Source organism: Sabulicella rubraurantiaca, from assembly GCF_017355885.1.
Classification (GTDB): Bacteria; Pseudomonadota; Alphaproteobacteria; order Acetobacterales; family Acetobacteraceae; genus Roseococcus; species Roseococcus rubraurantiacus.
This window is the reverse complement of the sequence record NZ_JAFEUU010000007.1, coordinates 149,438-172,840: the sequence shown is the minus strand read 5'-3', so window position 1 is coordinate 172,840 and position 23,403 is coordinate 149,438. Positions and strand designations below refer to the sequence as shown.

Annotated in this window: 22 protein-coding genes; 11 read left to right on the top strand and 11 right to left on the bottom strand. The window is 71.0% G+C overall.

Annotated elements, in window-relative coordinates; genetic code table 11:
* The first annotated feature begins 14 nt into the window (after nucleotides 1-14).
* Nucleotides 15-737, top strand: coding sequence for an SH3 domain-containing protein (locus tag JTJ31_RS14485; protein ID WP_207539426.1), 723 nt, complete (start codon nucleotides 15-17; stop codon nucleotides 735-737).
* An 11-nt stretch (nucleotides 738-748) separates the two neighbouring features.
* Here the strand turns inward: JTJ31_RS14485 and JTJ31_RS14480 are convergent, their stop codons facing one another.
* Nucleotides 749-3,211, bottom strand: coding sequence for a PAS domain S-box protein (locus JTJ31_RS14480; protein WP_207539425.1), 2,463 nt, complete (start codon nucleotides 3,209-3,211; stop codon nucleotides 749-751).
* Between the two features lie 132 nt (nucleotides 3,212-3,343).
* Between JTJ31_RS14480 and xrtA the strand changes: the two genes are divergently transcribed.
* A complete protein-coding gene (gene xrtA / locus JTJ31_RS14475) occupies nucleotides 3,344-4,819 on the top strand; it encodes an exosortase A (RefSeq protein ID WP_207539424.1) in 1,476 nt (491 codons plus the stop codon).
* A gap of 190 nt (nucleotides 4,820-5,009) precedes the next feature.
* Here the strand turns inward: xrtA and JTJ31_RS14470 are convergent, their stop codons facing one another.
* Both JTJ31_RS14470 and JTJ31_RS14465 read right to left on the bottom strand, forming a co-directional pair.
* Nucleotides 5,010-7,205 (bottom strand): hypothetical protein, encoded by a 2,196-nt coding sequence (locus JTJ31_RS14470; protein ID WP_207539423.1) that lies wholly within the window; start codon nucleotides 7,203-7,205, stop codon nucleotides 5,010-5,012.
* A 190-nt stretch (nucleotides 7,206-7,395) separates the two neighbouring features.
* On the bottom strand, nucleotides 7,396-7,743 hold the full coding sequence (locus JTJ31_RS14465; protein WP_408015419.1) for a metallopeptidase family protein: 348 nt from the start codon (nucleotides 7,741-7,743) through the stop codon (nucleotides 7,396-7,398).
* 68 nt (nucleotides 7,744-7,811) lie between these two features.
* On the opposite strand from JTJ31_RS14465, the gene JTJ31_RS14460 reads away from it, so the two are divergent.
* Genes JTJ31_RS14460 through panC form a run of 5 tightly spaced genes read left to right on the top strand, consistent with a single transcriptional unit; the run spans nucleotide 7,812 to nucleotide 11,449 of the window.
* Nucleotides 7,812-8,102, top strand: a complete 291-nt coding sequence (locus JTJ31_RS14460) for a 4a-hydroxytetrahydrobiopterin dehydratase (protein ID WP_207539421.1) — start codon at nucleotides 7,812-7,814, stop codon at nucleotides 8,100-8,102.
* 40 nt (nucleotides 8,103-8,142) lie between these two features.
* Nucleotides 8,143-8,616 carry an MmcB family DNA repair protein gene (locus JTJ31_RS14455; protein WP_207539420.1) on the top strand — a complete coding sequence of 158 codons (474 nt, stop codon included), beginning with the start codon at nucleotides 8,143-8,145 and terminating at the stop codon, nucleotides 8,614-8,616.
* Between the two features lie 10 nt (nucleotides 8,617-8,626).
* Entirely contained in the window at nucleotides 8,627-9,187 is a 561-nt protein-coding gene (locus JTJ31_RS14450; RefSeq protein WP_207539419.1) for a glutathione S-transferase family protein, read from the top strand.
* A 4-nt stretch (nucleotides 9,188-9,191) separates the two neighbouring features.
* Entirely contained in the window at nucleotides 9,192-10,613 is a 1,422-nt protein-coding gene (locus tag JTJ31_RS14445) for a M20 family metallopeptidase (protein ID WP_207539418.1), read from the top strand.
* Nucleotides 10,613-11,449, top strand: coding sequence for a pantoate--beta-alanine ligase (panC, locus tag JTJ31_RS14440; RefSeq protein WP_207539417.1), 837 nt, complete (start codon nucleotides 10,613-10,615; stop codon nucleotides 11,447-11,449). The genes JTJ31_RS14445 and panC overlap by 1 nt, the downstream gene beginning before the upstream one ends.
* A gap of 82 nt (nucleotides 11,450-11,531) precedes the next feature.
* Here the strand turns inward: panC and JTJ31_RS14435 are convergent, their stop codons facing one another.
* Entirely contained in the window at nucleotides 11,532-12,182 is a 651-nt protein-coding gene (locus tag JTJ31_RS14435; protein WP_207539416.1) for a histidine phosphatase family protein, read from the bottom strand.
* Nucleotides 12,183-12,307: 125 nt separating this feature from the next.
* On the opposite strand from JTJ31_RS14435, the gene JTJ31_RS14430 reads away from it, so the two are divergent.
* Nucleotides 12,308-12,733 (top strand): hypothetical protein, encoded by a 426-nt coding sequence (locus JTJ31_RS14430; RefSeq protein ID WP_207539415.1) that lies wholly within the window; start codon nucleotides 12,308-12,310, stop codon nucleotides 12,731-12,733.
* A gap of 3 nt (nucleotides 12,734-12,736) precedes the next feature.
* On the opposite strand, the gene JTJ31_RS14425 is transcribed toward JTJ31_RS14430, so the two are convergent.
* Genes JTJ31_RS14425 through JTJ31_RS14410 form a run of 4 tightly spaced genes read right to left on the bottom strand, consistent with a single transcriptional unit; the run spans nucleotide 12,737 to nucleotide 17,002 of the window.
* Nucleotides 12,737-14,095, bottom strand: coding sequence for an MATE family efflux transporter (locus tag JTJ31_RS14425; protein WP_207539414.1), 1,359 nt, complete (start codon nucleotides 14,093-14,095; stop codon nucleotides 12,737-12,739).
* Nucleotides 14,092-15,339, bottom strand: a complete 1,248-nt coding sequence (locus tag JTJ31_RS14420; protein ID WP_207539413.1) for an NAD(P)/FAD-dependent oxidoreductase — start codon at nucleotides 15,337-15,339, stop codon at nucleotides 14,092-14,094. The genes JTJ31_RS14425 and JTJ31_RS14420 overlap by 4 nt, the downstream gene beginning before the upstream one ends.
* Nucleotides 15,336-15,725: a nuclear transport factor 2 family protein gene (locus JTJ31_RS14415; protein ID WP_207539412.1), complete on the bottom strand. Its 390-nt coding sequence runs from the start codon at nucleotides 15,723-15,725 to the stop codon at nucleotides 15,336-15,338. The genes JTJ31_RS14420 and JTJ31_RS14415 overlap by 4 nt, the downstream gene beginning before the upstream one ends.
* Nucleotides 15,725-17,002, bottom strand: a complete 1,278-nt coding sequence (locus JTJ31_RS14410) for a nucleotide sugar dehydrogenase (protein ID WP_207539411.1) — start codon at nucleotides 17,000-17,002, stop codon at nucleotides 15,725-15,727. The genes JTJ31_RS14415 and JTJ31_RS14410 overlap by 1 nt, the downstream gene beginning before the upstream one ends.
* Between JTJ31_RS14410 and JTJ31_RS14405 the strand changes: the two genes are divergently transcribed.
* From JTJ31_RS14405 to JTJ31_RS14395, 3 genes are read left to right on the top strand one after another with little or no spacing between them, the layout of a single operon-like run.
* Nucleotides 16,993-17,940: a Bug family tripartite tricarboxylate transporter substrate binding protein gene (locus JTJ31_RS14405; RefSeq protein ID WP_207539410.1), complete on the top strand. Its 948-nt coding sequence runs from the start codon at nucleotides 16,993-16,995 to the stop codon at nucleotides 17,938-17,940. The genes JTJ31_RS14410 and JTJ31_RS14405 overlap by 10 nt on opposite strands.
* A gap of 9 nt (nucleotides 17,941-17,949) precedes the next feature.
* Nucleotides 17,950-18,807: an isocitrate lyase/PEP mutase family protein gene (locus JTJ31_RS14400; RefSeq protein WP_207539409.1), complete on the top strand. Its 858-nt coding sequence runs from the start codon at nucleotides 17,950-17,952 to the stop codon at nucleotides 18,805-18,807.
* On the top strand, nucleotides 18,804-19,505 hold the full coding sequence (locus JTJ31_RS14395; protein WP_207539408.1) for a haloacid dehalogenase type II: 702 nt from the start codon (nucleotides 18,804-18,806) through the stop codon (nucleotides 19,503-19,505). Before JTJ31_RS14400 ends, JTJ31_RS14395 begins: the two co-directional genes overlap by 4 nt.
* Nucleotides 19,506-19,509: 4 nt before the next feature.
* Here JTJ31_RS14395 and JTJ31_RS14390 read toward each other — a convergent pair whose 3' ends face one another.
* The 3 genes from JTJ31_RS14390 to hflX are packed head-to-tail and all read right to left on the bottom strand — an operon-like array spanning nucleotide 19,510 to nucleotide 23,260.
* Nucleotides 19,510-21,219: a solute carrier family 23 protein gene (locus JTJ31_RS14390; RefSeq protein WP_207539407.1), complete on the bottom strand. Its 1,710-nt coding sequence runs from the start codon at nucleotides 21,217-21,219 to the stop codon at nucleotides 19,510-19,512.
* Nucleotides 21,216-22,043, bottom strand: a complete 828-nt coding sequence (locus JTJ31_RS14385) for an inositol monophosphatase family protein (RefSeq protein ID WP_207539406.1) — start codon at nucleotides 22,041-22,043, stop codon at nucleotides 21,216-21,218. The genes JTJ31_RS14390 and JTJ31_RS14385 overlap by 4 nt, the downstream gene beginning before the upstream one ends.
* Nucleotides 22,040-23,260: a GTPase HflX gene (hflX, locus tag JTJ31_RS14380; protein ID WP_207539405.1), complete on the bottom strand. Its 1,221-nt coding sequence runs from the start codon at nucleotides 23,258-23,260 to the stop codon at nucleotides 22,040-22,042. Before hflX ends, JTJ31_RS14385 begins: the two co-directional genes overlap by 4 nt.
* Nucleotides 23,261-23,403: the final 143 nt, after the last annotated feature.

The following is a 23,403-nucleotide window of genomic DNA, read 5'->3' as shown; positions in this document are numbered from 1 at the left end:
GGCGTTCTTTCCACATGCGGATCGCACCTGCCCTTCTCCTCATCCTGGCCGCGCTCCCCTCCTGCCGTGAGGAGGAGCGCTCGCCCATTAGCGCCGAGGCGCCGCAGGCGCGCGTCGTCGCGGCCACGCAGGCGGTCGAGGCACCATTGCGCGCGCGGCTGCGCACGGACGCCGATCCTCAGCAGCGTGGCGTGCAGGTCTTCGCGCAGGCAGCACCGGCAACCTATGCGGTGTGCGGCCGTGCCAGCGCCTCCCACGCCCCGGCCGATCCCTTGATCCCTTATGTGGGCGTCGTGACCTTCGAGGGCGCGGAGCCGCGCCTCGCGAGCCTCGCCGTCGGAACGAGCGGCGCCGAGGCCACGCGCGTCTTCCTGGAGATGGTGGATCGCTGCTTCGAGGGCGGTGGCCCTGCCCCGGGCCCAACGCGCATGACGATGCGCTCCATGCCGCCCGTTCCGACCGGCGTCATGCCGGCGGAGCGGCCCGCGCCCGGTGCCACCCTGGTCTCGACGGCTGCCGCCGAGCCGGCGTCGCGCCAGCGCCTCACCGTCGTCACTTCCGCGCGCCACGGCGCCAATCTGCGCCACGCACCGCGTGGCGAGGTGCTGCGGACCGTGCCGCGCTCCTCCACCCTAGAGGTGATGGGCGAAGCGCCGGGCGGCTGGTTCAAGGTCGGCGAGAATGGCGAGGCCTTTGGCTGGGTCCACGCCTCCGTCCTGGAATCCGGGCCGCGCTGAGCGGCAGCGGATCAGCCGGGGATCGCCACCTTCGTGTCGTTGCCGGCGGTGGCGAAGACGCGGGATAGCGGAACGGAGATCAGGCATTCCAGCCCGCCGGGATTCCAGCGGCGCTCGACCTGCCCCTCCAGCTGGCCTTCCGCCATCGCCTCGATGATGCGTGAGCCGAAGCCCCGGCGCACAGGCGGCTCGGTGACGGCGGGGCCGCCGCTTTCGGTCCAGCGCAGCCGCAGCATCCGCTCGGCCTCGTCCGCCTCCCACTGCACCTGAACCAGCCCGCCCGGACGGGACAAGGCACCATACTTGGTGGCGTTGGTCGCAAGCTCATGCAGGATGAGCGAGAAGCCCTGCGCCGCCTCCGCCGCCACCAGCAGCGGGCCTCCGGACAATTCGGCACGCGGCGGCGCGTCGGGGCCGGTCGCCTCCTGGCCCAGGAACGACTCAAGCTCTCCTTCGGCAAGGGTGCGGAGGTCGGCGCCGGCCCAGCGCGCATCGGCGAGCAGCGTGTGGGTGCGCGACATGCTGCTTACCCGTCCCTCAATGGCGCGCGCATAGGTGGCGACATCCACCCGCGGGGTCAGACGCACCGCCGCCAGCACCACGGCCAGGGCGTTCTTCGCGCGATGATCCACCTCGCGGGCGAGGAGGCGCTGCCGCTCCTCGGCCAGCTTGCGCTCATTCACGTCCTCCGCCACGCCGCGCACCGACAGCGCCGCGCCGCTCTGGGCGTCGCGGCCCAGCACCGCGCCATGAACCGAGACCCAGCGCCAGGACAGGTCGGCGGCTCGGATACGGTGCTCGGTGCGGATCTCGCCGCCCTCGCCCGATCGCAAGGCGCGGGCAAAGGCCTCGCGTGCCTCGGGCGCGTCATCGGGGTGGATGCGCGACAGCCAGGCATCCAGCCCCATCCTGGTGCGCGGGCGTGCTGGCTCGCCCATGATCTCGGACATGCGCGCGGACCAGGTGCAGAACCCTGAAGGCGCATCCAGTTCCCAGGCGCCCAGCCGCGCACCCTCGATGGCAAGGCGCGCACTTTCCTCGCTCGCGCGAAGCTCCAGCTCCATGGCTCGGTGCGCGGTCACGTCGGTCAGCGCCTCGACCACGGCGAGCGGCTCTCCGTCCGGGCCACGACGCAGCGCCTTGTGGGCGCTGACCACCAGCGACCTACCGTCGCGGCGGTGCTGCCGCAAATCACCCTGCCAGACCCCGTCGCGCCGCAGCGCCGCCTCGATCTCGGCCCGGGGCTGCGGGAAGCTCGTGCCCAGCAGCGTATGCGTGTCGCGGCCAAGCACTTCCTCCGCGCTCCAGCCATAGAGTCGGTGGGATCCCTCCGACCAGGAGAGGATGCGCCCCTCCATGTCGCGGGTGAGGAAGGAGGCGAGGTCCACCGTGGCGACGAGCTCTTGCAGACGCTCTTCGCTGTCGCGCAGCGCGGCGGTGCGCCGCTCCACCCGTGTCTCCAGCTCCGCATTCGCGTCGGCCAGGGCGCGCTGCTTGCGCCCGACCAGCAGCGCCATCCAGGCAAGGCCGAGCGTCGCGGGCAGCGCTGCGGCCAGCAAGGGCAGCACGCCGCTGAACCATCGGCGGATGATGGAGGCGCGCGGGCGTGCGGCGGTGGCATAAACCGGATATCCCTCCACCCGGTGAAAGGCGGCGACCCGCGTCACCCCAGCCAGCGGGGAAGTGGCGGTCAGGGTCAGGTGTTCCTCCCCCTGCGCCATGCGCGTCAGGGCCGGGTGACTGGGCTGGAGACGCGCACCAGGCGTGACGGAGGCGGAGCGCGCCAGAATCAAGCCGTCGTCGCGGATCAGGGAAACCATGTCTTCTGCATGGTTGGAGGCGAGGCGCTGCAACCGTGCCTCGAGCTCCTCGACATAGACCGAGGCATTGATCACCCCGTCATAATCCTGCGGCGGCAGGCCGTTCCCCGTCGCGACGCGCCGCTTCGTCAGGGCGAAATAGGGGCGGCGCGTGCTGAGCCCGAGATAGACTTCGCTGACATGGATGCGCGGCGCATCCGAGCCGCGCAGCGCCGTGTTGAAGTCGCGGCCAGGCAGCGCACTTCCGCCAGAGACCGAAACGACGGCGCTGGAAACCAGCGGCAGGGCGTGCCGGTCATGCACGAAGATGTAGGCTTCCTGCTCCGTTGCGCTGCCCGGCTGCAGGGCGACAGGGTTGCGCAGCCGCACATGCAGCTCGGCCTCGCGGCGGCGGATCTCCTCGTCGGAGAGGCCCGCCAGGATCTCGTTCGCCCGGTGGATCCGCATGACCAGCCCGTCGAATAGCCGCTGCACGTATTCCGCCGAAACTTCCGCGGCGTGGGCCACTTCGCGCTCCGCCTCGCGCCAAGCCTGGTTCCAGGAGATCCAGGCGCCGCCGGCGGTAAGGAGCAGCGGCAGGAGGAGCGCAGCCCAGAAAAGGGCGCGCGTATGCGCCGCCAGGCCGGCCGATGCTGGACTGCCGGACAGATTCATGCGTCCCTCACGGCGTGCCTGACCATGCCGAAACCCTATTGCAGATGCGGCCCATTTGCCACGCTGGCTGGCTGAAGGGATGAATTGCCCAATGGCATCGCGACCTTCAAGCTATAACGGCGTTGGAACCTCGTGAGCACCGCCACCCTCCCCATGCCGCCCGTCCCTGTCCGCGCGACCTGGACCGCATCTCTCCTCGTCCTGCTGCCGGCCCTGGCCGTGCTGCTCTTCGTGTTCCGCGAGGAAGCGGCAAACGCCGTCCACATCTGGACCAACACCACCGCGTACAACCATGGCTGGGTGGTGCTGCCCATCGCCGCCTGGCTGGCCTGGGAGCGGCGGGACCGGCTGCGGATCCATGCGCCCCGTCCCGCGCCGGCCTTCGGGCTCCTCGCCATTCCGCTGGTCCTGGCATGGCTCGCCGCGGAGCGGCTGGGCATCATGGAAGGTCGGCAGCTGGCCGTACTCGGGCTCTGCCTCATCCTGGTGCCGGTGGTGCTCGGCTGGCGCCTCACCCTCGCCTTCGCCGGGCCGCTGGCCTTTCTCATCTTCCTGGTGCCTTTCGGCGAGTGGGCCGTCCCGACGCTGCAGGCGATGGCTGCGTGGCTGGTGGATATCGGCCTCGACCTCACCGGCATCCCGCATCACGTGGACGCGCTGATGATCGAGGCGCCGTCCGGGTCCTTCTATGTGGCCGAGGCCTGTGCCGGGCTGCGCTTCATGGTGGCGACCCTGGCCTTCGGTGCGGTCTATGCGCTGACCATGTTCCGGTCCCCGGGGCGACGGCTGGTGGTGCTGGCCCTGTCGGTCATCGTGCCGATCCTGTCCAACGCGGTTCGCATCGTGGGGCTGATCGTGGTGGCCGAGTGGCAGGGCTCCGCGGCCTCGGTCGCGGCGGACCACCTCATCTATGGCTGGTTCTTCTTCCTGCTGGTGATCGTGCTGGTGCTCCTGGCCGGCCTGCCCTTCCGCGAGGCGCCTGCGCGCCCCGTCATTCCCGCCACGCCCCCCGTCGCGCAGCCGCGCCCGCTGGCACTGGCCCTCGGCACGGTGCTGGTGGTCGTGCCTGCGCTGGTGGCCACTGCTGCCGCCGCCCGCCTGGAGGGGCTCGGCGGCGGAGCGCCCACGAACCGTCCTCTGCCCCTTCAAGCCATTCCCGGCTGCGAGCTGGAGGGCGAGGCGCTGCGCTGCCCGGGCGGCGTGCTGTCGGCCCGGACGCTGGTCTTCCCGCCCGCGGCGGAATGGGACAGCGTGGCCCGGGAACGCCGGACCGCCCTCGGCGCGGTGGAGGACCAGGACCTCACCTTCGACATCACGGCCGGGCCGGTGCGCTGGCGCGCCCGCCAGCCGCATTCCTCCGCCGACGTGCTGGCGGCGGCGGCCTTCCTGGACGGGCGGCAGGCCGGGGACGGCATCCGCAGCCGCGCCCGCCAGGCGCTGCGCGCCCTACGCGACACGGGCGATGGCCGGCCGGTCGTTGCGGTGGTGCATTGGCGGGGGGAGCCGGGCAGCGATCCGACGCGCGGCCGCGCCTGGCTGCGCGAGGTGATGGAAGCACAGGGCGAGGCGCTGGCCGCCCGCGCCATCGCTCTGTCGCGCGGAGAGTAACCGTCCCCGCCGTCGCGAGGGGTGTCACGCCTTCGGGCATGCGCCCTAATCCGCTCGCTTCTTCAGCCGAAATGCGTTGTGGCGAGCAGGCTGCTTCAACGCAGCCCGGTGTTGCTGACCGACCATCGTGCTTGCCGGCTGCGCCAACCCGTCACCCCGCGCGGATCACCGGGGCCCGCAGGGCCAAAGATCAAAGATGCCAGTCGCTCGCCGAGTGGTGGGACGGGTGCGAGGTGTCGAAGCCCGTTTCGGAGGTCGCGAAGGGTGGCCCGTGGCCGGGCTTGCCCGCCGGGTGCGGCTCATTCGCGAGGAGATCGAAAGTTGGCTCCACCGAATTCGGTCCATGCTCCGCCGCGTGCGACTTGGAACCGCCGCCCGCCAGAAGCCCGTCGAGACCCGTCGCCTTCTCCGCCTTGCCCTTGCTCCCGAGATCGATGTGCGTCGGAGCGCCGCCGGGGATTTCTGGTAGCACAAGCGTGAGCACGGGCTCGGCTTCCTCCGCCGCCTGCTTGCCGTGCGCCTTGTCCGGCCCCTCGGCCGCAGGCATCGAGGTCGAGGCGGGAGGGTTGCTCTCCTTCGCAGCCTGTCCCTTGCCCGACCCGGCCGTCTCAAGCTCGAGATGGACTGGATGCAGTGGCACGGCTGGGAAGTCGGCGCCTTCATCATGCGGCTTGCCGGATGGTGCCGCCTCGTTCGGAGCGGAACTCTCCGATGGCTTGCCATGCGACTTGCCGGGCTGCGTGACCTCCAGCGTGGCTGGGATGTGTGCTGGCGCCTTCTCGGATGGCTGCCCGCTGGCCTTTCCTTGATTGCCGCTCCCTGTCGCTTCCGGCAGGAGGTCGTCGATCGTGGCGGTGATAGGGAGCGTCTTATCCGTCTGCTTGTCGTGCCCTTTGCCTGGCAGATCGTCCACCAGCAAAGGCGTGACGACTGCAGCTGGGAGAGGAAGCTCCTTCTCGGGTTGCTTGTCGTGCGCGTTGCCCGGCCCGTCTGCCGCCAGCCCCAGCGGCAGCTTGGTTTCGATGCCCGGCGGGGCACTATCCTTTGACGCCTCCGGCTCGTCGCGCTTTGCGTGGCCGGGAGGCACGAACAACCCGACCTCGAGAACCGGCAGCAGGGCGGTAACCGGGCTTGGTTCCGCGACCACCTTTGCCGGCTGATTCTCGTGCGCCCGACCGGGCTGGCCCTCTGCCGGATTGGCTGCCGCTTCGGCCCGATGGCCAGGCCCCCTGTGCAGCGCGGCAACAACATCGGGCAGGCCGATCGCGATGGCGGGAAGCAAGGGGCTGGGATCGGCGCCTTTCCCGTAGCCAAGCCCAAGCGCATTCCCAGGATACGTGATCGCCTGGACGGTCTGCTCCAGCAACGGCAGCGGGGCGCCCGTTGGACGCGTCGGACCGGCATCGCCCAATCCGGGAGGCGAAGCAGGGGCGGCGGGAGCCGGCAGCGCAATGGCAGGCTGGGCGACGTCGCGGGGCTGCCCGCTGCTCGCAGGCTCGGGCGATGGTTCCGGTTTCGGCGAAGTGTCCGGCAAGCCGCCCACCGGCTCGACCGCCGAGCCGCGGGGTTGCTCGAAGGCTTCAGCCTCGACGTGCGGACGCCAGCCCGTGGCCTCGGGCTCCGGGGCTGGGCGTGGCTGGGCTTTCGGCGCGGCGCCCGGCGCCTCGATGTGCGGGAGAACGGGGGCCTGAGGCCCGGGCGTGCCGCGCTCGAACTGCAGCGCCACATAGACGGAGAAACTTTCAATCGTCGCCTGCGTCGGAAGCGCGAAATTCACATGGAATTCCATCGCGTCCGGCCCCGGCCCACCACTGCCGGGCGAGGCGCGACGCGCGGCGCCGTTCATCGCATCAACACTCCAGGAGACGCCCAGGCCACCCGGCCAGTCCTGCTGCGGCGCCAGCAGAGCCATGTCCTCAGCCGTCGCCATCATAGGGGCGAGAAGCGAGACGGCACTCATGCCCTGGCCCGCCCGGAGGAAGGCCGCCTGGTTCACACCTCCATCGGGCAGGTGCGAGGACAGGACGCGGATGTATTCGGGGCCGCCCACGCCGGCCAGGGCGCCCTCGATGGAGTTCGGGCGCGGGCGGGTCGATCCGGCAGCCCTCTTCCTTGGGTTCTCTTCCGTCTTGCCCGAAGCGCCCTCCTTATCCTCGGCGGGGTCTTCCTCAAGGAAAGGCTCGTCGAGTTCCGTCAGCTGGGCTTCCTTGTCCAGCAGGATGGGCGCGACGGGTTCGGGACGTGGTGGCGGCACAGGGGCCGGAAGACCGAAGGGCAGGGCCTGCGCGGGGCGGTCCGAGAAGGTCAGGTGGAGGTTGGGAAGCGCGTCGAGGCTCAGCGGCCCGGGCCTTTCCAAGCCCTCGGCGCGAGAAGCGGCAGGAAACATCGCACCCCCTTCACCGGGGCCGCCCTGCGCCCCCGACCCTGAAACAGTGCGAAGGAATGAAAGTTTCGCGGCTAAAGCCTGCGCGCGAAATTATATGCCGGCGCGTCACATGAAGACCCATGGGCGCTTGCGCCATGCTGTGCGGCGCGTCCGCCGCTGCTGAAGTGCCCTGAGCGGCCCGCTGCCCGGCTCAGTCGCCTTCGAGTCGCGCGATATCCTCGTCCGAAAGTCCGAAATGATGGCCGATCTCATGGATCAGCACGTTGCGGACGAGGCGGAATAGATCCTCCCCCGTCTCGATCCATTCGAGCAGGATCGGCTCGCGGTAGAGGTGGATCGTGTCCGGCTCGGAGGGCGCGTCCAGGCTGGATTTCGCGGTCAGCGGAACGCCCCGGTAGAGGCCCGTCAGCTCCCAGGGGCTGTCGAGGCCCATCGCCTCCACCACATCCTCCTCGGCCACGTCCTCGACGATGATCGCGGCACCCTGCACCATGCGGCGCAGCTCCTCCGGAATGGCGGCGAGGGCGTCCTCAGCCATCTCCAGGATATCCTCGACGGTGGGGGGCGTGGTGGGGCGCATGCCCCTTTAAGGCACGGAGAGGCGCGATGGTCGAGAAGCTGGACGAGGCGGCGCGGAAAGCACTGCCAAGCACCCTGCCGGATTGGGAAATGGTGGAGGGGCGCGACGCCATTCGCCGCCGCTTCCGTTTCCGCGACTTCTCCGAAGCCTGGGGCTTCATGACGCGGGTCGCGCTGCTCGCGGAGGCGCAGAACCATCACCCCGAATGGTCCAATGTGTGGAACAAGGTCGAGATCGTGCTGACCACCCACGATGCAGGCGGGCTGTCGAAGCGCGACCTGCGCCTGGCTGAGGCCATCGACGACCTCCCACGCTAGTCCGGTTGCGCGGGCCGGAGCTTGGGAACAAATAGCGGACATGGACGAAGTTCTCTCCATTCCTGCCCGCACCGCCTCCGTGACCCGCGCGGCAATGCGCCTGTGCATCGCGCGGGCCTGGGCGCCGGTGCTGGAGGTGCCGCTGCCCAATGGCCGCCGCGCCGACATCCTGGCGCTGCGCCCCGATGGCGGCTTCGTCATCATCGAGGTGAAATCCTGCGCCCGCGACTTCCTGAGCGACGGGAAGTGGCCGGAGTACCGCGAGTTCTGCGACGAGATGCACTTCGCCGTGGACATGGACTTCCCACAGGAATTGCTGCCCGAGGATTGCGGGCTGTGGGTGAGCGACGGCTACGAGGCCACCGCCATCCGGGAATCCTTCCAGCACAAGATGGCCCCGGCGCGGCGCAAGGCGCTGACCCACCGCTTCGCCTGCATCGCCGCCTCGCGCCTCGCCGCCGAGGTGGACCCGGTGGGGGCCATGGAGCGCCGCGCCGCTCTGCTCTCCGACTGAGGCATCGGCAGTGATCCTGTTCTTCTCAGCCGGCAGCCCCTATGCCCGGATCATCCGCATTCTGGCGCGGGAACGGGGCCCGAGGCTGGAGGAGCAGGAGGTGCCGTTGCGCGATCCAACCTCGCCCCTGCTGCCCCTTCACCCGGCCGGGCGCGTCCCGGCGCTGCTGGATGGCGATGCGCTGATCGCGGAAACGCTGCTCATCCTCGCCCATCTCGGATGGCTGTCGGCGGATGTGGCGGGCCGGTCCCGCCTGGGCCGGGCGCTGTCGCTGCTGGACGGCATCGCCGTCTGGAACCGCGAGATGCGGCGCCCGGAGGAACTCCGCTCCCCCGCCGTGCTGGCGCTGGAGGAGACGCGCGCCGCCCGCATCCTCGACGCGCTGGACCCGGCGGAGTTCGACCCGGCCTCGGCGGAGGGGACCGCCCTGCTCTGCACCCTCGGCTATGGAGAGCGGCGCCATCGCGTCTGGCGCTGGCGCGAAGGTCGGGGCAGATTGGCGGCGTGGTTCGATGACGCGGCGCGGCGTCCCGCCTTTTCGGAGACGTTGCCGCCCATTTCCGGGATCTGAGCGAATGAGCAGCAACAGCGAGGCCATCTGGCGCCATGTCGAGGCGAAGCAGGAGGAGGCCATCGCCCTCTCCGACCGGGTGTGGGGCATGCCCGAGCTGGCCTATGCCGAGACGCGCTCCGCCGCCGAGCATACCGCCTACCTGAAGGCCGAGGGCTTCCGCGTCACCGAGAACCTCGCTGAGATCCCGACAGCCATGATGGGCGAGGCGGGCGAGGAAGGCCCGGTCATCGCCATCCTGGGCGAGTTCGACGCCCTGCCCGGCCTGTCCAACGAGGCGGGCGTCACCGAGCACCGCCCCATTCCGGGCGACGGCAACGGCCATGGCTGCGGCCACAACCTGCTGGGCGCCGCCTCGCTGCTGGCCGCCACGGCGGTGAAGGACTGGCTGGCCGCCAACGGGCTCAAGGGCCGCGTGCGCTACTATGGCTGCCCGGCCGAGGAAGGCGGCGCCGCCAAGGGCTTCATGGCCCGCGCCGGACTGTTCGACGACGTGGACATCGCGATCTCCTGGCACCCCTCCTCCTTCGCCGGGGTGAATGAGCCGCTGTCCCTCGCCAACACGCGTATCGACTTCACCTTCCATGGCCGCGCCAGCCACGCCGCCGCCTCGCCGCATCTGGGCCGCTCTGCCCTCGATGCGGTGGAGCTGATGAGCGTGGGCGTGAACTATCTGCGTGAGCACATCCCGCAGGAAAGCCGCATTCACTACGCCTATCTCGATGCGGGCGGCGTGGCGCCGAACGTGGTCCAGGCCAAGGCCAAGGTGCGCTACCTGATCCGCGCCGCTGATGTTGCCTCGTTGAACAAGCTGGTGGAGCGCGTCCGCAAGATCGGCGACGGCGCGGCGCTGATGACCGAGACGCGCGTGGAGACGACCGTAATCTCCGCCGTGTCCAACCTGCTCGGCAACGACCCGCTGGAGCGGCTGATGCAGGACAATCTCGACCGCCTCGGCCCGCCGCCCTTCGACGCGGAGGACCGCAAGCGCGCCGCCGAGTTCCAGGCGACGCTGAGCGAGGAGGACATTGCCTCCGCCTTCCGCAAAGTAGGGCTGCCGCGCACCGACGCGCCGCTGACCGACCGCATCGTGCCGCTGGACAGCAAGCGCGCGCCGATGGTCGGCTCGACCGACGTGGGCGACGTGTCCTGGGTGGTGCCGACGGTGCAGGCGCGCGGCGCGACGCACGCCATCGGCACGCCGCTGCATTCCTGGCAGGCCACGGCGCAGGGCAAGCTGCCGCACGCGCATAAGGGCCTCGTCCATGTCGCCAAGGTCATGGCGGGCACGGCGGTGGACCTCATCCAGCGCCCCGACGTGATTGCCGCGGCCAAGGCGGACCACAAGGAGCGCTCGGGCGGCACCTATGTCAGCCCGCTGCCGGCGGACGCCAAGCCCGCCATCGGAATGTCGCTCGCGGTCTGATGATCGTCGCGCGGGACGCCGCCTCGCTGCGCGAGGCGGTTGGCGGCTGGAAAGCCGCTGGGCAGCGCGTCGCGCTGGTGCCCACCATGGGCTATCTGCACGAGGGCCATCTCGCCCTCGTGCACCGTGCGCGGGAACTCGCGCCGCGCGTCATCGCCACGATCTTCGTGAACCCGACGCAGTTCGCGCCGCACGAGGATCTAGGCCGCTATCCGCGTGACGAGGCAGGCGACATGGCGAAGCTGGAGGCGGCGGGGTGCGACCTGCTCTTCGCCCCGCCGGTGGAGGTGGTCTATCCGCCCGGCTTCAGCACCGCCATCACGATGCGTGGTCCGGCCGAGGACCTCGAAGGCGTCTTTCGCCCGCAGATGTTCGGCGGCGTCGCCCTGGTCTGCACTCGCCTCTTCGGCCTGACCGGTGCCGATGTCGCCGTGTTCGGCGAGAAGGATTGGCAGCAGGTGATGGTGGTGCGGCAGGCCGTCTCCGACCTCGCCCTGCCCATCGCCATCGAGACGGTGCCGACCGTGCGGGCGGAGGATGGCCTCGCCCTCTCCTCCCGCAACGCCTATCTCGGCCCGGAGGAACGGCGCGTGGCGCGGGCGCTGCATGCGGCGCTGGCGCGTGCCGCGGAGCGGCTTCGGGCGGGTGCGAATTCTGCCGAGGCGACGGCGCAGGCGGAGCGCGAGCTGCTGGAGGCCGGGTTCCGCCAGGTGGATTACGTGGCGCTGCGCCGGGAAGCCGATTTCGCGCCGATGGAGCATGGCGGCGAAAAGGGCCGCCTCCTCGCCGCCGCGTGGCTCGGTCAGGTGCGTCTGATCGACAACCTTCCGGTTTGATTCACCCCCGCGCCGGGCTTTGCGTCCGGCGCGGAAATCGCGGCGCTGAGCCGAGGGCCGGAGCACAAGGTTCCGGAAATCCTCAGCAGCCGTGCCAGCCGCCGCCCCTCACCGGCGCGAACTCGATGATCCCATGGAGCTGGTCAGGCGCCTCCAGCACCAAGGCGGCGCCCTCCGGGAATGCGCGACCGCCGACCCGCCCGTCGCCGAGGACCATGATGGCCGGGGCCCGGTGCCCTACGAGGACACGCACCATGCCGGGCGGAACCGGCGCGAAGAACAGGCGGCGATGCTCCGCCAGCACCCAATCGAGCCGTCCCCCCGCATAGTCGTCGGCCAGCAGGGAGTCGGTGACGCGCACCCGCGCCGCGCCCACCATTTCCTCTGCCGTGTCGCGCGCCCGGAAGACCGGCCCGGCGAGGACGGGTTCCTCCACCCTCACGCCCAGCTCGGCAAGGCGCTGCCCGATCTCGCGGGACTGGGCGCGGCCGCGCGGGGCGATGTTGCGCTGCCCGGCGCGGTCCCCCACGCGGAAGGAACGGTCGCAGGGCTCGCCCCGCGTGTCGGCGTGGCGGAAGAACAGGGCCACCCCGCCTGCCCGGATGCGGGCCAGGAGCGGCGCGGCGCCCAGCGAGTCCCAGCGCAGCGGAACCAACCGCCCCTCCTGCGCCGCGGCGAGCGGGATGCCGGGCAAGGCGAGGAAAGCCAGGACGGAGCGCCGGTTCGGCCGCAATCTCCACCTCCATGAACAGGCCCCCCCCCATCAGGCGAGCCGGCGTCGCAGCGTCAACCGCATCGTTGTTGTTGCGACTCACTCGCAATTGCACTATCCCGGATCGGCAGCAAGGAGACACTGCCATGGCGACTCGCGGCCTTCCTTCCTGGCCCTGGCTTGATGCCGAAGCCGCCGCCCTGCCGGAGGCCGAGGCCCTGGCGCTGGACGCCATGCGCGCCTGGGCGGAGGAAGGCTCGGCTGGGCCGGTGGCGCAGGCAGCGCTGGTACTGGCCTCCGCCGGTGCCGAGGGCGCGGCGCTTCCCCTGAACGCGGCGCTGCGCGCCCTGCCCGGCCTCGTTCCCGCATGCCGTGTCTGCCCCGGCGTCACGCGCGGCGAGGCGGATTTCCTGCTCGCCCTGGGAGCCGCGCAGGCGGGGCGGCGCTCGCTCGCGCTGGCGATGCTGCACCGCCTCGCCCCGCCTCTCGCGGCCTATCAGGCGATGCCGGGTGTGATCGGCCTTGCCTGCGCGCTGCGGCGGTCGGGCCTCCTGCTCTGTGGCCCGTTCTGAGGCTTAGGCCGGCGCCGCCCCCACGGGCGGCCCGGCCGGGCGCCACACGCTGGGGCGCACCGCCGAGGCGGTGAGCAGCCCATAGGCGGTGATGCCGAGCGCGACGGCGAGGAACTGCCCCTCGATGCCGAAGCCCAGGATATCGGCGAAGAGCCAGCCGCCCCCCACCGCGATGCCGAGGCGCGACAGCCCAGCCGCCACCGGCCAGCCCATGCGCCCCGCCCCCATGGCGGCGAAATACATCGCCATGCCGAGGCCGAACCCGCCAAAGGCCGGGCCGATCAGCACCAGCGCCGAGGCGGCGATCTTCGCCACCTCCTCATCCGAGGCAAAGAGGCGGGCGAAGCCCATGGGAAAGAAGGCCACGACCAGCCCAACCACCGAGCAGATGACGAAGGCCATGGCGCCGCCCACCCAAGCGGTGCGGCGCGCCGTTTCCCAGTCCCCCTGCCCCACCGCGCGTCCGACCAGCGCGGTCAGCGCCGATCCGACGCCGAAGGCCAACGGGATCATCATGAATTCCAGCCGCGCGGAGACGCCGTAGGCCGCCACCACCGCCGAGCCGTGCTGGGCCAGGCGCGCCGTAACCAGGATGGTGGCAAGGTTGGAGACGGCCGCCAGCGCGCAGGCCACCGCCCCCACCGCCAGGATGCGACGGAACAGCGCCCATTCCAGCCGGGCGCGCAGGTCGGGCCTGAACCCGGCCGCGCCGCTGAGCACCACCGCCAGCATCGCCGCCGCACCCACCCAGAAGCACAGGGCGAAGCCCAGGCCGAGGCCGGAGAGCCCCATCCCCAAGGGCTCGGCCAGCACCCAGCTCACCGCCGGATAGGCCAGCCAGCACAAATTCAGCACCCGCGCCGCCAGCCCATGGCGCCCGCCTCCGCGCAGGACGGAGGCAAGGGTATTCGCAAGCCAGGCCGGCACCGCCCCGGCGCCGAACAGCCAGGCGGCATAGGGGACACCGGCCGCCGCTGCTTCCGGCCCGCCGATCAGCGACAGCACCGGCCGGCCGAACACGGCGAGCGGCAGGATGAATCCCGCCGCGAAGAGCAGCGCGATCAGGATGGCATGCAGGGCGAGGCGCGCTGCCTCCTCCGGCTTGCCGCCACCCAGGGCGCGGGCAATCGCACTGACCACGCCGCCGCCCATGGCCCCCGCGCTCATCTGGCCCAGCAACAGGGCGAAGGGCAGCACCACGGCCCAGCCCGCCAGAGCGGCGCGGCCCTGGCGCGCGGCCAGCCAAGTCTCGATCAGCAGCGCCACCACCTGCAGGGATGAGAGCAGCGTGGTCGGCGCGGCGAGCGCCAGGATGCGCCGCGCCAGCTCCCGTGCCGGGGGACGTCCCGCCGCCGTGCTCACGCGAAGCGTTCCAGCGCAAAGGCCGACAGGTCGGTGTTGGCGGGCGGGCCGAGCATGGCGCGGGCCAGCATCGCCCCGGCCGGCGCGGAGGCGGTCAGCCCCAGATGCCCATGGCCGAAGCAGCACCACAACCCGGGATACGCGGTGACCGGCCCCATCACGGGCAACGTGTCGGGCAGGCAGGGGCGGTGCCCCATCCAGAAGGGCTTGGCGCCTTCGGTACGGGCGCCGGGAAGCAGCTTCCGCAGATCATCCAGCAGGAGGGCGGCGCGCGCGGGGCTGGGCGGGGCGTCATTCGCCCCGAATTCGACGGTCCCGGCCACGCGCAGCCCCTCCTCCATTGGCGTCACGAATGCCTTGCGGTCGGCAGGGACCAGCGGCCGCCGCGGCATCAGCTCCGGATCGGGAATCATCACGTGATAGCCGCGCTGGGCGATGAGCGGCACGTCGATGCCGAGGCGGCGCAGGAGGTCGCGCGACCACGTCCCCGCCGCCAGCACCACGTGGTCCGCGTTCAACGTCTCGCCCCCGGCGCGGATTCCGGTGACGCGCCCCTTCTCCGAAATGATGTCGGTGACCTCGGCGCGGCGGATCTCGCCGCCCAGACGCTGCACGCCGCGCGCGACCACGCGGGCATGGCGCAGCGGGTTCACGATGTGACCCTGCTCCGGCAGGAAGACGCCGATCGTGTAGTCGGGGCTGATGCCGTTCTCCAGCGCTTCGATCCCGGCGCGGTCCAGCATCTCCGTCCGCTGGCCATACTCGCGGCGCAGCGCCCAGGCGGATTCGTCCTTCGCCAGATGCGCTTCGTCCCGGTAGAGGTAGAGCTGACCCTCGTCGCGAAGCAGATCCTCCGCGCCTTCCTCACGCAGGATCTCGCGGTGGCGGGTTTCCGCCCCGGCGAGGAGCTGGGACATGCCCTCGGCGATGTCGCGCACGCGCTCGGGCCGCGCGGCCAGGACGAAGCGCCACAGCCAGGGCAGCGCTGCCGGCCAGGCGCGGGCCGGAATGTGCAGCGCCCCCTTCCGGTCCAGCAGCATCCCCGGCACGGATTTCAGAACCCCCGGCATGGCCAGCGGCGCGACCGAGCCCTGCGAGATGGCGCCCGCATTGCCGGAGGAGGTTCCCTCCCCCGGCCCCGCGCGGTCCACCACAATCACCTGCGCGCCGGCGCGCTGGAGGTGCCAAGCGGTGCAGAGGCCAACGATGCCGGCCCCAACCACCAGGATGCGTGGCTGGCTCACCGCGTTTCGGTGCGGAAGGACTTGGCGACGATGCGCCACCCCTCGCCGGTCTTCAGCAGCAGCAGGTAGTCAGTGAAGAAGCGCGGCGGGATGCAGCAATTCACCTTCACGCAGGCCGCCTCCTCCCCTGCCATGTCCATAGCGAGGATGCGGTCCTCGCGATGCAGCCCCTGCTCGGCGGGCTTGGGGCGGGTGGCCATGCGCTCCAGCCATTCGGCACGCGGCAGGTCATTGAGGCCGCCACTGTCATCCACCGAATAAAGATGGGCGCAGGGGTGGAAGGCGGAGGCGATCTTCGTGCCGTCGCCCTCGTAGAGCCCATCCAGGTAGAGGCGCACGACCTTCTCGATCTCGGCCAGGGCGCCCGGCATCACCGTTCCATCCATCAAACGTTCCTCCAGATCCCGCGCGTATCGAGCACGACGCGTCCGTTGAGCCGCTCGGGCGGCACGGCGCGGAAGGCGGCGTGGTCCACCAGGAGCAGCAGCGCCGCTTCTCCGGACAGCGCCTCCTCGAGCGTGGCTTCACGCAGCCCGGCAGGCAAATGTTTCAGATGGGGCTCCACCACGCGCACCCGGCATGGGTGACGGCGGGCCAGCGCTTCCGCGATGGCAAGGGCCGGGCTTTCGCGCAAATCCGCGACATCGGCCTTGTAGGTCAGGCCCAGGCAGATGACCTCCTGCCCCGCCGCGCAGAGCGCCGAGGCGCGCTCCAGCCATTCCTCCCGCGCCGCCGCGTCCACGGCCCGCGCCGCGGGGATGAGAAGCGCGCGGTCCGGCGCGCCCTCGGCGAGGAACCACGGGTCCACCGCGATGCAATGCCCGCCGACGCCAGGGCCCGGCCGCAGCACATCCACGCGCGGGTGCCGGTTCGCGAGCTCGATCACCGCAAAGGGGTCCAGCCCGTGATGCCGCGCGATGAAAGCCACCTCATTGGCGAAGGCGATGTTCACGTCGCGGAAGCTGTTCTCCACCAGCTTCGCCATCTCGGCCGTCGCGGCGTCGGTGCCCGTCACCTCGCCCTCGACGAAGCTTCGGTAGAAGCTGACAGCATGTCGTGTCGCCTCCTCGGTCGTTCCGCCTGCGAGGCGCGGATTGCGGCGAAGCTCCGCCAGGAGGTTGCCGGGCAGGACACGCTCCGGCCCATAGGCGACGTGCAGCGTGCGGAGATCGGGCCGCGCTTCGCGAAGCCTATCCTCCAGCGCGCGCGTGGTTCCGACCGGGGAGGTGCTTTCCAGCAGCACCAGCGCATCCTCCGCCAGCACCGGGGCGATGGAATCCGCCGCCGCCCAGACATGGTCCAGCACGGCGCGCCTTTCGGGCCCGAGCGGCGTCGGCACGGCGATCACGAAAGTCTCGGCTGGAACGGGCGCAGCGTGCAGCGTCAGCATGCCGTCGCGCAGCGCGTCACGCAGCAGCGGCTGCAGCGCCTCCTCCTCGGCGAAGAAGCGTCCTTCGGCAATGGAATTGCGCCGCGCCGCGTCCGGCTCCACGCCACTCACTCGGTGCCCCGTCGCGGCCAGAAGGGTGGCGGTGGGCAATCCGACATAGCCGAGGCCCAGGACGGAAACGCGCATCCCCACCAGCTTGGCATCGCCAGGGGCTTCCGCGAAGCGCCCGCCGGGGCGAAGCTGCGCGCCGAGGAGAAATGTCCATGACTTCACGCCGCGCGCTGCTGGCCGCCCCGTTGATGCTTCCCGCCCTGGCGCGGGCGCAATCCTCGCGCCCCATCCGTATCATCGTGCCCTACGCGGCGGGCGGCGGCACCGACATCCTCGCCCGCGCCCTTGCCGAAGCGATGCGTCCTTCCCTGCCAAGTCCGATCGTGGTGGAGAACCGCGCCGGCGCGGCGGGCGTCGTCGGCTCCGAGGCCGTGGCGCGGGCCGAGCCTGACGGGCACACGCTCTGCGCCGTCGTCTCGACGCATGTGATGAACAAGCACGCCATGGCGCAGATCCCCTTCGACCCGCTGCGCGACTTCTCGCCGGTGGCGATGCTGTCGCGCTCGACCTTCGTGCTGGCCGCGATGGCGTCGCTGCCCTTCAACGACATCGCCGGGCTGCGCGCCCATGCCCAGGCCAATCCGACGCGCCTGTCCACCGGCAGCACGGAAGCGCTCTCCTCTTTCATCGGGCAGGAGTTGGCGCGGCGCCTCGGCATCGAGACGCCGGATGTCGCCTATCGCGCCGGCTCGCAGCTGATGACGGACATTGTCGCCGGCCACCTTCCGCTGGGCTGGACCACCACGGCCAGCGCCACGCCGCACATGACGACCGGGCGTGCCAAGGTGATCGCGGTGTCCACCGCAACCCGCACCCCCTTCTTCCCCGACGTGCCTTCCGTGCAGGAACAAGGCGTCGCGGATTTCGACCTGTCGGGCTGGGTCGCGCTGCTCGGCCCCGCGCGGCTGCCCGATGCCGTGGCCGCCCGCCTCTTCTCCGCTGTCGAGACCGCCTATTCCGACCAGGCCTTCCGCCAGCGCCTCGTCGCGCTGGGCATCGAGGCCGATCTGCGCCCGCCAGCCGCAGCAGCAGAGGCGCTGCGCCGCGAGGACCGCATCTGGGCCGCGGCGCGCGCCGCCGGCCACATCCAGCCCCAGTAAGGACCGACCATGGCCCATCCTTCCCTCAAGGCCGCCTTTGACGCGAAGAGATTCATCGTCGCGCCGGGCATCTTCGACATGATCTCCACCAAAGTCGCGGATGGCATGGGCTTCCCCTGCCTCTACGTCACCGGCTTCGGCACCGTCGCCTCGCATCTCGGCGTCGCCGATGCGGGCATCGCCACCTATTCCGACATGGTGGGCCGCGCCGGCGCCTTCGCACGCATGGCGAGGACGCCTGTGATCGCCGATGCCGACACTGGCTATGGCGGGTTGCTCAACGTGCGCCACACCGTCCTGGGCTACGAGGCGGCAGGCATCACCGGCATCCAGCTGGAGGACCAGGAGGTGCCGAAGAAATGCGGCCACACACCCGGCCGCCGCGTCATCCCGGCCGAGGACATGGTGCTGAAGATCAAGGTCGCCGCCGAGGCACGGCGCGACCCCAACTTCCTCATCGTCGCCCGCACCGATGCCCGCACCTCGCTGGGGCTGGAGGAGGCGATCCGCCGCGGCCGCATGTATGGCGAGGCGGGCGCTGACATCGTCTTCGTCGAAAGCCCCGAGAGCGAGGCCGAGATGGCTGAGATCTGCCGTTCCATCGACAAGCCGCTTCTGGCGAACATGGTGGAGGGCGGGCGCACCCCCGTCCTGCCGGTGGAGCGGCTGAAGGCCCTCGGCTACGCCATTGCCATCTACCCCGCGGTCGGCTTCCTGGCCGCCGCCAAGGCGCTGGAGGGTGCCTATGCCACGCTGCGCGACACGGGCGAGCCGCCGGCGGAATCCTACGGCTTCGGCCGCATTTGCGAGCTGATGGGCTTCCCCGAGGTCTGGGAGTTCGAGAAGAAGTGGGCGCGCGAGCCATGAAAGCCCTGGTCTTCGACGTCTTCGGGACGGTGGTGGACTGGCGCTCCGGCGTCGCGCGCGAACTGGCGGGCTATCTCTCCGCCATCGGCCGCACCGACCTCGACCCCTTCGCCCTCGCCGATGCGTGGCGCCGCCGCTACCAGCCCGCCATGGAAGAATGCCGCTCCGGCCGCCGCCCCTGGACGCGGCTGGATGTGCTGCACCGGGAGAACCTGGAGGCGATGCTGGCCGATCACGGCATCACCGGCGCCGACCCGAAGGATTTGGATGCGGTGAACCTCGCCTGGCACCGGCTGGACCCCTGGCCGGATGTGCTGCTGGGGTTGCACCGGCTGAAGCGGCGATTCTTCCTGGCGCCGCTTTCCAACGGCAACATCGCGTTGCTGGCCAACATGGCGAAGCGCGCCCGCATCCCCTGGGATGCCGTGCTGGGCGCCGAGCCGGTGCAGGCCTACAAGCCGCAGCCCGAAGCCTATCTCCGCACCGCCGAACTCCTGGCGATGCGGCCCGACGAGGTGTGCCTCGTCGCCGCGCATAACGGCGATTTGCGCGCGGCGCGGAAGGCCGGGCTGAAGACCGCCTTCGTCGCCCGCCCGACCGAGCATGGCGAGGACCAGGCCATCGACCTCACGGCCGAGGAGGATTGGGACGTGGTGGCGAAGGATTTCGTGGAACTGGCGGCGAAGCTGGAGGCCTGAGCCTTCAGTCCGGGAAGGCGACGCGGATCTCGCCCGGGGATTGTCTGACCCGGGCGGCCTGCCGCGTCGCCAGCCACAGGGCGAAGGCGGCCTTGGCCTCCTCGCTACCTTCCAGGTCGGCGATGTTGGGCCGCGCTGTGGGCTTCGGCAGTGTCACACCCGGATGCGACACAGTGACGGAGACGCTGCCCTCCATGCCCCGCGCCGTGACCTGCGCCTCGGCCAGCCCGCGCGATGCCAGCAACTCGCCCAGCTCGACCAGGAAATCCTGCACGCGCACCATGGTGTCTCGCCGCGCGCCCCAGGCCCCGCCGAGCGCCGTCGCACGATCTTCCACCTCACGATGCATCCCTTCGTCCAACTTCAGGGCGAAGCGCGCTTCCCGCGCCACCAGCGGCAGGGTGGCGAGGTGCAGCACGAAGGCCGCCAGCGCGCCGAACGTCAGCGCCGAGGCGAGGGCCGGCAGGTATTCCCGGAACGTCGCCGGGGCGGTCAGCACCGCGAAGCCCATCACCAGCCCCAGCCCCACCACGAGGGAGCGGCGGATATCGAGCATCCGCACGGTGATGAGCTGGCAGCCCGTCGCGATCATGAAGCAGGCGACGTAGAGCAGCATGGCCGCCTTCACCGGCGGCGGGATCAGGATGAACAGCGCCACCAGCTTGGGCGACAGGGCGAGCAGCAGCAGCAGCGCGGCCCCCACCCAGACGATGCGCAGCGACAGTGTCCGGTTGGCAATGGACAGCCCGACGCAGGCGGAGGACGGGCCGGGCGCCATGGCCCCCATCGCTCCGGAGGCGGCAAGCGCCACGCCATGCGCCAGCAGCCCGCGCCGCAGCGGCGGACCATCCGGACGCTCCCACGACCCGTCGGAGGCGCGCTGGAAGGCGACCAGATTGCCCAGGATGGTCGCCTTCGCAGGAAACACCGCGAAGACGAAGGCGAGGACCAGGCCAATGGAGAGCCCGTCGAAGCGGGGCGCGACCGGCTCCGGCCAAGCGAACCACGGATTAGCGGCCAGCGTCGCCGCGCTGTCCGGCTCCAGAAGCCCGCCCAGGGCCGACATCGCGATGCCGCACGCCGCGCCGATCAGCATCCCATAGGGCGCGAGGCGCTGGCCGCGCAACGCCACGGCCCCCATCACCGCGAAGGACAGGAAGGTGATGAGGATGTCCCAGGGGATCTCCGTATCGAAGGGACGGCCGATGACGTGCAGCACGTCCAGCATCACCGGCAGCAGCGAAGCGCCAAGCAGGAAGACGACGACGCCGGCGATCTCCGTCGGGACCAGGGCCTGCGGGCGCGGGATCAGGAAGGTGGCCGCGATCGCGAAGCCGCCGGCGACCAGGAGAAGCGCCCCCGCCTGGGCAGGGCTGAGCCCAGCTCCGGCGGCCAGCAGCACCGCCCCCAGCATCACCGGCGTCGGGATGGAGGGCATCTGGTAGCCCGCGCCGATTGGCCCGCGCGTCAGCGCCTGCGACACCTGCAGCACGACGCAGCCCAGCAGGGCGAGGCTGATGAAATTCGCCGCGCCGCGCGCATCCAGCCCGAAAGCTGTCGCCGCGACGACCGGCAGGACCAGGTAGATGGCCTGCACCGCGATGTGCTGCGTGGCCAAGCCAAGCGAGGCGCCCGGCGGCGCCACCTCATCCAACGAGAAGATCACGCCTTCCGGCCGGGTCCGGCGCTTGTCCCTGGACCGGTCGAAGCTCACGCCAGCGCCAGGGCCTCGCGCGCCGCTTCCCAGGACGCGTGATCCGGCGCGCAGATCAGCCCGCCCGAATGGCGGCGCGGTGTATAGGGCGTGCCGTCGAACTGCGCGGCGAAGCCACCCGCCTCGGCATGGAGCAGCACGCCCGGCGCGTGGTCCCAGGGCATCAGCCGGTTGTAAACCAGGAGATGCGCGCCGCCCGTCGCCGCCAGCCGGTATTCATGCGCCGCGCAGCGATAATTCACCGTACCGCCGAGGACGGACAGACGCGGCAGCACGCGGTCCTTGCGCGCGGGGTCCATGAACCCCCAGGACACGGCGCCGATCATGAGGGGAACGGGCACGGCGGGTGCGACGCGGCAATCGGTGCGGTGTCCCGAAGGATCCTCCACCCAGGCGCCCTCACCACGCAGGGCGATGGCGGTGTCCTGGCCCAGCGGGTCGTGGATCCAGGCGCCCACCGTCTCGCCGTTCAGCACGGCCGCCAGCATCACGCCGAAAAGCGGCACGCCGGCGGCGAAATTGGCAGTGCCGTCCACCGGGTCCAGCACGAAGCACAACCCCTCGCGCTCCAGCAGGTGCAGCACGGCAGGGTCGGCGGCCGCCGCCTCCTCGCCCAGGATGGCCGCCTCGGGCCAGCGTGCGGAGAGTTCCGCCTCGATCCGGCGTTCCGCCGCCTCGTCCGCCTCGGTCACGAGGTCGAAGGCCGAGGCCTTGGTCCGCACCTGCCCGGCGGCGAGGCGCCGGAAGCGCGGCATGATCTCCGACCGCGCCACGCTGGCCAGCAGCGCTGCGACCTCGCTCACCCCCTTCGCAGTGAACTTCATCGGGGAAGCTGCGCGAAGCGCGCATGGTCAGCGGGGGAAAGGCGGACGCGGATCGTCACCCCGTCATCCGTATCGGCGCGCGACGTCACCTCGCCATGCCTGTACAGCCAGGCCAGGCGCGACCCGTCCTCCGTCTCCAGCCGGTACTCCCGCTCCTCCATGCCCGCGGCGAGGCGCTCGTCCAGCAGCGCGCGCAGATCCTCCAGCCCCTCGCCGGTGAGGGCGGAGATGGCCATCGCACCCTCGGCCCGCGCCTCCACCGCTTCCGGGCCGCCCAGCAGGTCGGCCTTGTTCAGCACTTCGATGGTGCGACCGCGCCAGCCGGGGTCGAGCGTGGCGTTGGGTCCTTCGGCGAGGCCGTCCAGCACCGTCACCACGTCCTGGCGCTGCGCTGCGCTGTCCGGATGCGCCACGTCGCGCACATGCAGGATGATGTCGGCCGAGGAGACTTCCTCGAGCGTTGCCCGGAAGGCCTCGATCAGCTGGGTCGGCAGTTCGGAAATGAAGCCCACCGTGTCCGACAGGATGGCGTGGCGACCCGAGGGCAGCGAGATCTCGCGCATCGTCGGGTCCAGCGTGGCGAAGAGCTGGTCCCGCGCATAGACGCCCGCGCCGGTCAGGGCGTTGAACAACGTGGACTTGCCCGCATTGGTGTAGCCGACCAGGGCGATCACCGGATACGGCACACGCTCCCGCGCGCGGCGATGCAGGCCACGCGTGCGCCGCACCTGCTCCAACTCGCGCTTCAGCTTGACGATGCGCTCGCCGATCAGGCGACGGTCGATCTCGATCTGCGATTCACCAGGGCCGCCAAGGAAGCCGAAGCCGCCGCGCTGCCGCTCCAGGTGGGTCCAGGACCGGACGAGGCGCGTGCGCTGGTAGTCGAGATGCGCCAGCTCGACCTGCAGCGTGCCCTCGCGCGTCCGCGCCCGCTCGCCGAAGATCTCGAGGATGAGGCCGGTGCGGTCGATGACCTTCACGCCCCATTCCCGCTCCAGGTTGCGCTGCTGGACCGGCGTTAGCGCCGCATCCACCACCACGAGTTCGGCCTTCTGCTCCTGCAGCGCCGCCTTGACCATCTCGACCTGTCCCTCGCCGAGCAGGGTCGAGGGACGGCGGGCGCGCAGCGGGTGGATGGCCTCGTGGACGATGGCGACGCCGATGGAGGCGGCGAGGCTGACCGCCTCAGCCAGCCGCGCCTCGGCTGCGCGCGGCATGGCGCTGGCTGGCGCGAATTCGAGCACATTGCCCCGCGCCGTGCGCTCATAGGGCAGGATGACGGCGCAGCGCGTCGGCTGTCCGCCCGCTGGCGGGGTTTCAGTCGTCCCGGCCAGGGGACGGCTCCCTGTTCATGGTGAGC

What these genes read in the sequence shown, in the direction of transcription:
- JTJ31_RS14400 (WP_207539409.1), top strand. Translation starts at nt 17,950, where the DNA reads ATGGCCCATCCTTCCCTCAAGGCCGCCTTTGACGCGAAGAGATTCATC.
- JTJ31_RS14395 (WP_207539408.1), top strand. Translation starts at nt 18,804, where the DNA reads ATGAAAGCCCTGGTCTTCGACGTCTTCGGGACGGTGGTGGACTGGCGC.
- JTJ31_RS14445 (WP_207539418.1), top strand. Translation starts at nt 9,192, where the DNA reads ATGAGCAGCAACAGCGAGGCCATCTGGCGCCATGTCGAGGCGAAGCAG.
- JTJ31_RS14460 (WP_207539421.1), top strand. Translation starts at nt 7,812, where the DNA reads ATGGTCGAGAAGCTGGACGAGGCGGCGCGGAAAGCACTGCCAAGCACC.
- JTJ31_RS14465 (WP_408015419.1), bottom strand. Translation starts at nt 7,743, where the DNA reads ATGGCTGAGGACGCCCTCGCCGCCATTCCGGAGGAGCTGCGCCGCATG.
- panC (WP_207539417.1), top strand. Translation starts at nt 10,613, where the DNA reads ATGATCGTCGCGCGGGACGCCGCCTCGCTGCGCGAGGCGGTTGGCGGC.
- JTJ31_RS14405 (WP_207539410.1), top strand. Translation starts at nt 16,993, where the DNA reads ATGACTTCACGCCGCGCGCTGCTGGCCGCCCCGTTGATGCTTCCCGCC.
- JTJ31_RS14480 (WP_207539425.1), bottom strand. Translation starts at nt 3,211, where the DNA reads ATGAATCTGTCCGGCAGTCCAGCATCGGCCGGCCTGGCGGCGCATACG.
- JTJ31_RS14415 (WP_207539412.1), bottom strand. Translation starts at nt 15,725, where the DNA reads ATGGATGGAACGGTGATGCCGGGCGCCCTGGCCGAGATCGAGAAGGTC.
- JTJ31_RS14430 (WP_207539415.1), top strand. Translation starts at nt 12,308, where the DNA reads ATGGCGACTCGCGGCCTTCCTTCCTGGCCCTGGCTTGATGCCGAAGCC.
- JTJ31_RS14385 (WP_207539406.1), bottom strand. Translation starts at nt 22,043, where the DNA reads ATGAAGTTCACTGCGAAGGGGGTGAGCGAGGTCGCAGCGCTGCTGGCC.
- JTJ31_RS14485 (WP_207539426.1), top strand. Translation starts at nt 15, where the DNA reads ATGCGGATCGCACCTGCCCTTCTCCTCATCCTGGCCGCGCTCCCCTCC.
- JTJ31_RS14455 (WP_207539420.1), top strand. Translation starts at nt 8,143, where the DNA reads ATGGACGAAGTTCTCTCCATTCCTGCCCGCACCGCCTCCGTGACCCGC.
- JTJ31_RS14470 (WP_207539423.1), bottom strand. Translation starts at nt 7,205, where the DNA reads ATGTTTCCTGCCGCTTCTCGCGCCGAGGGCTTGGAAAGGCCCGGGCCG.
- hflX (WP_207539405.1), bottom strand. Translation starts at nt 23,260, where the DNA reads ATGCCGCGCGCAGCCGAGGCGCGGCTGGCTGAGGCGGTCAGCCTCGCC.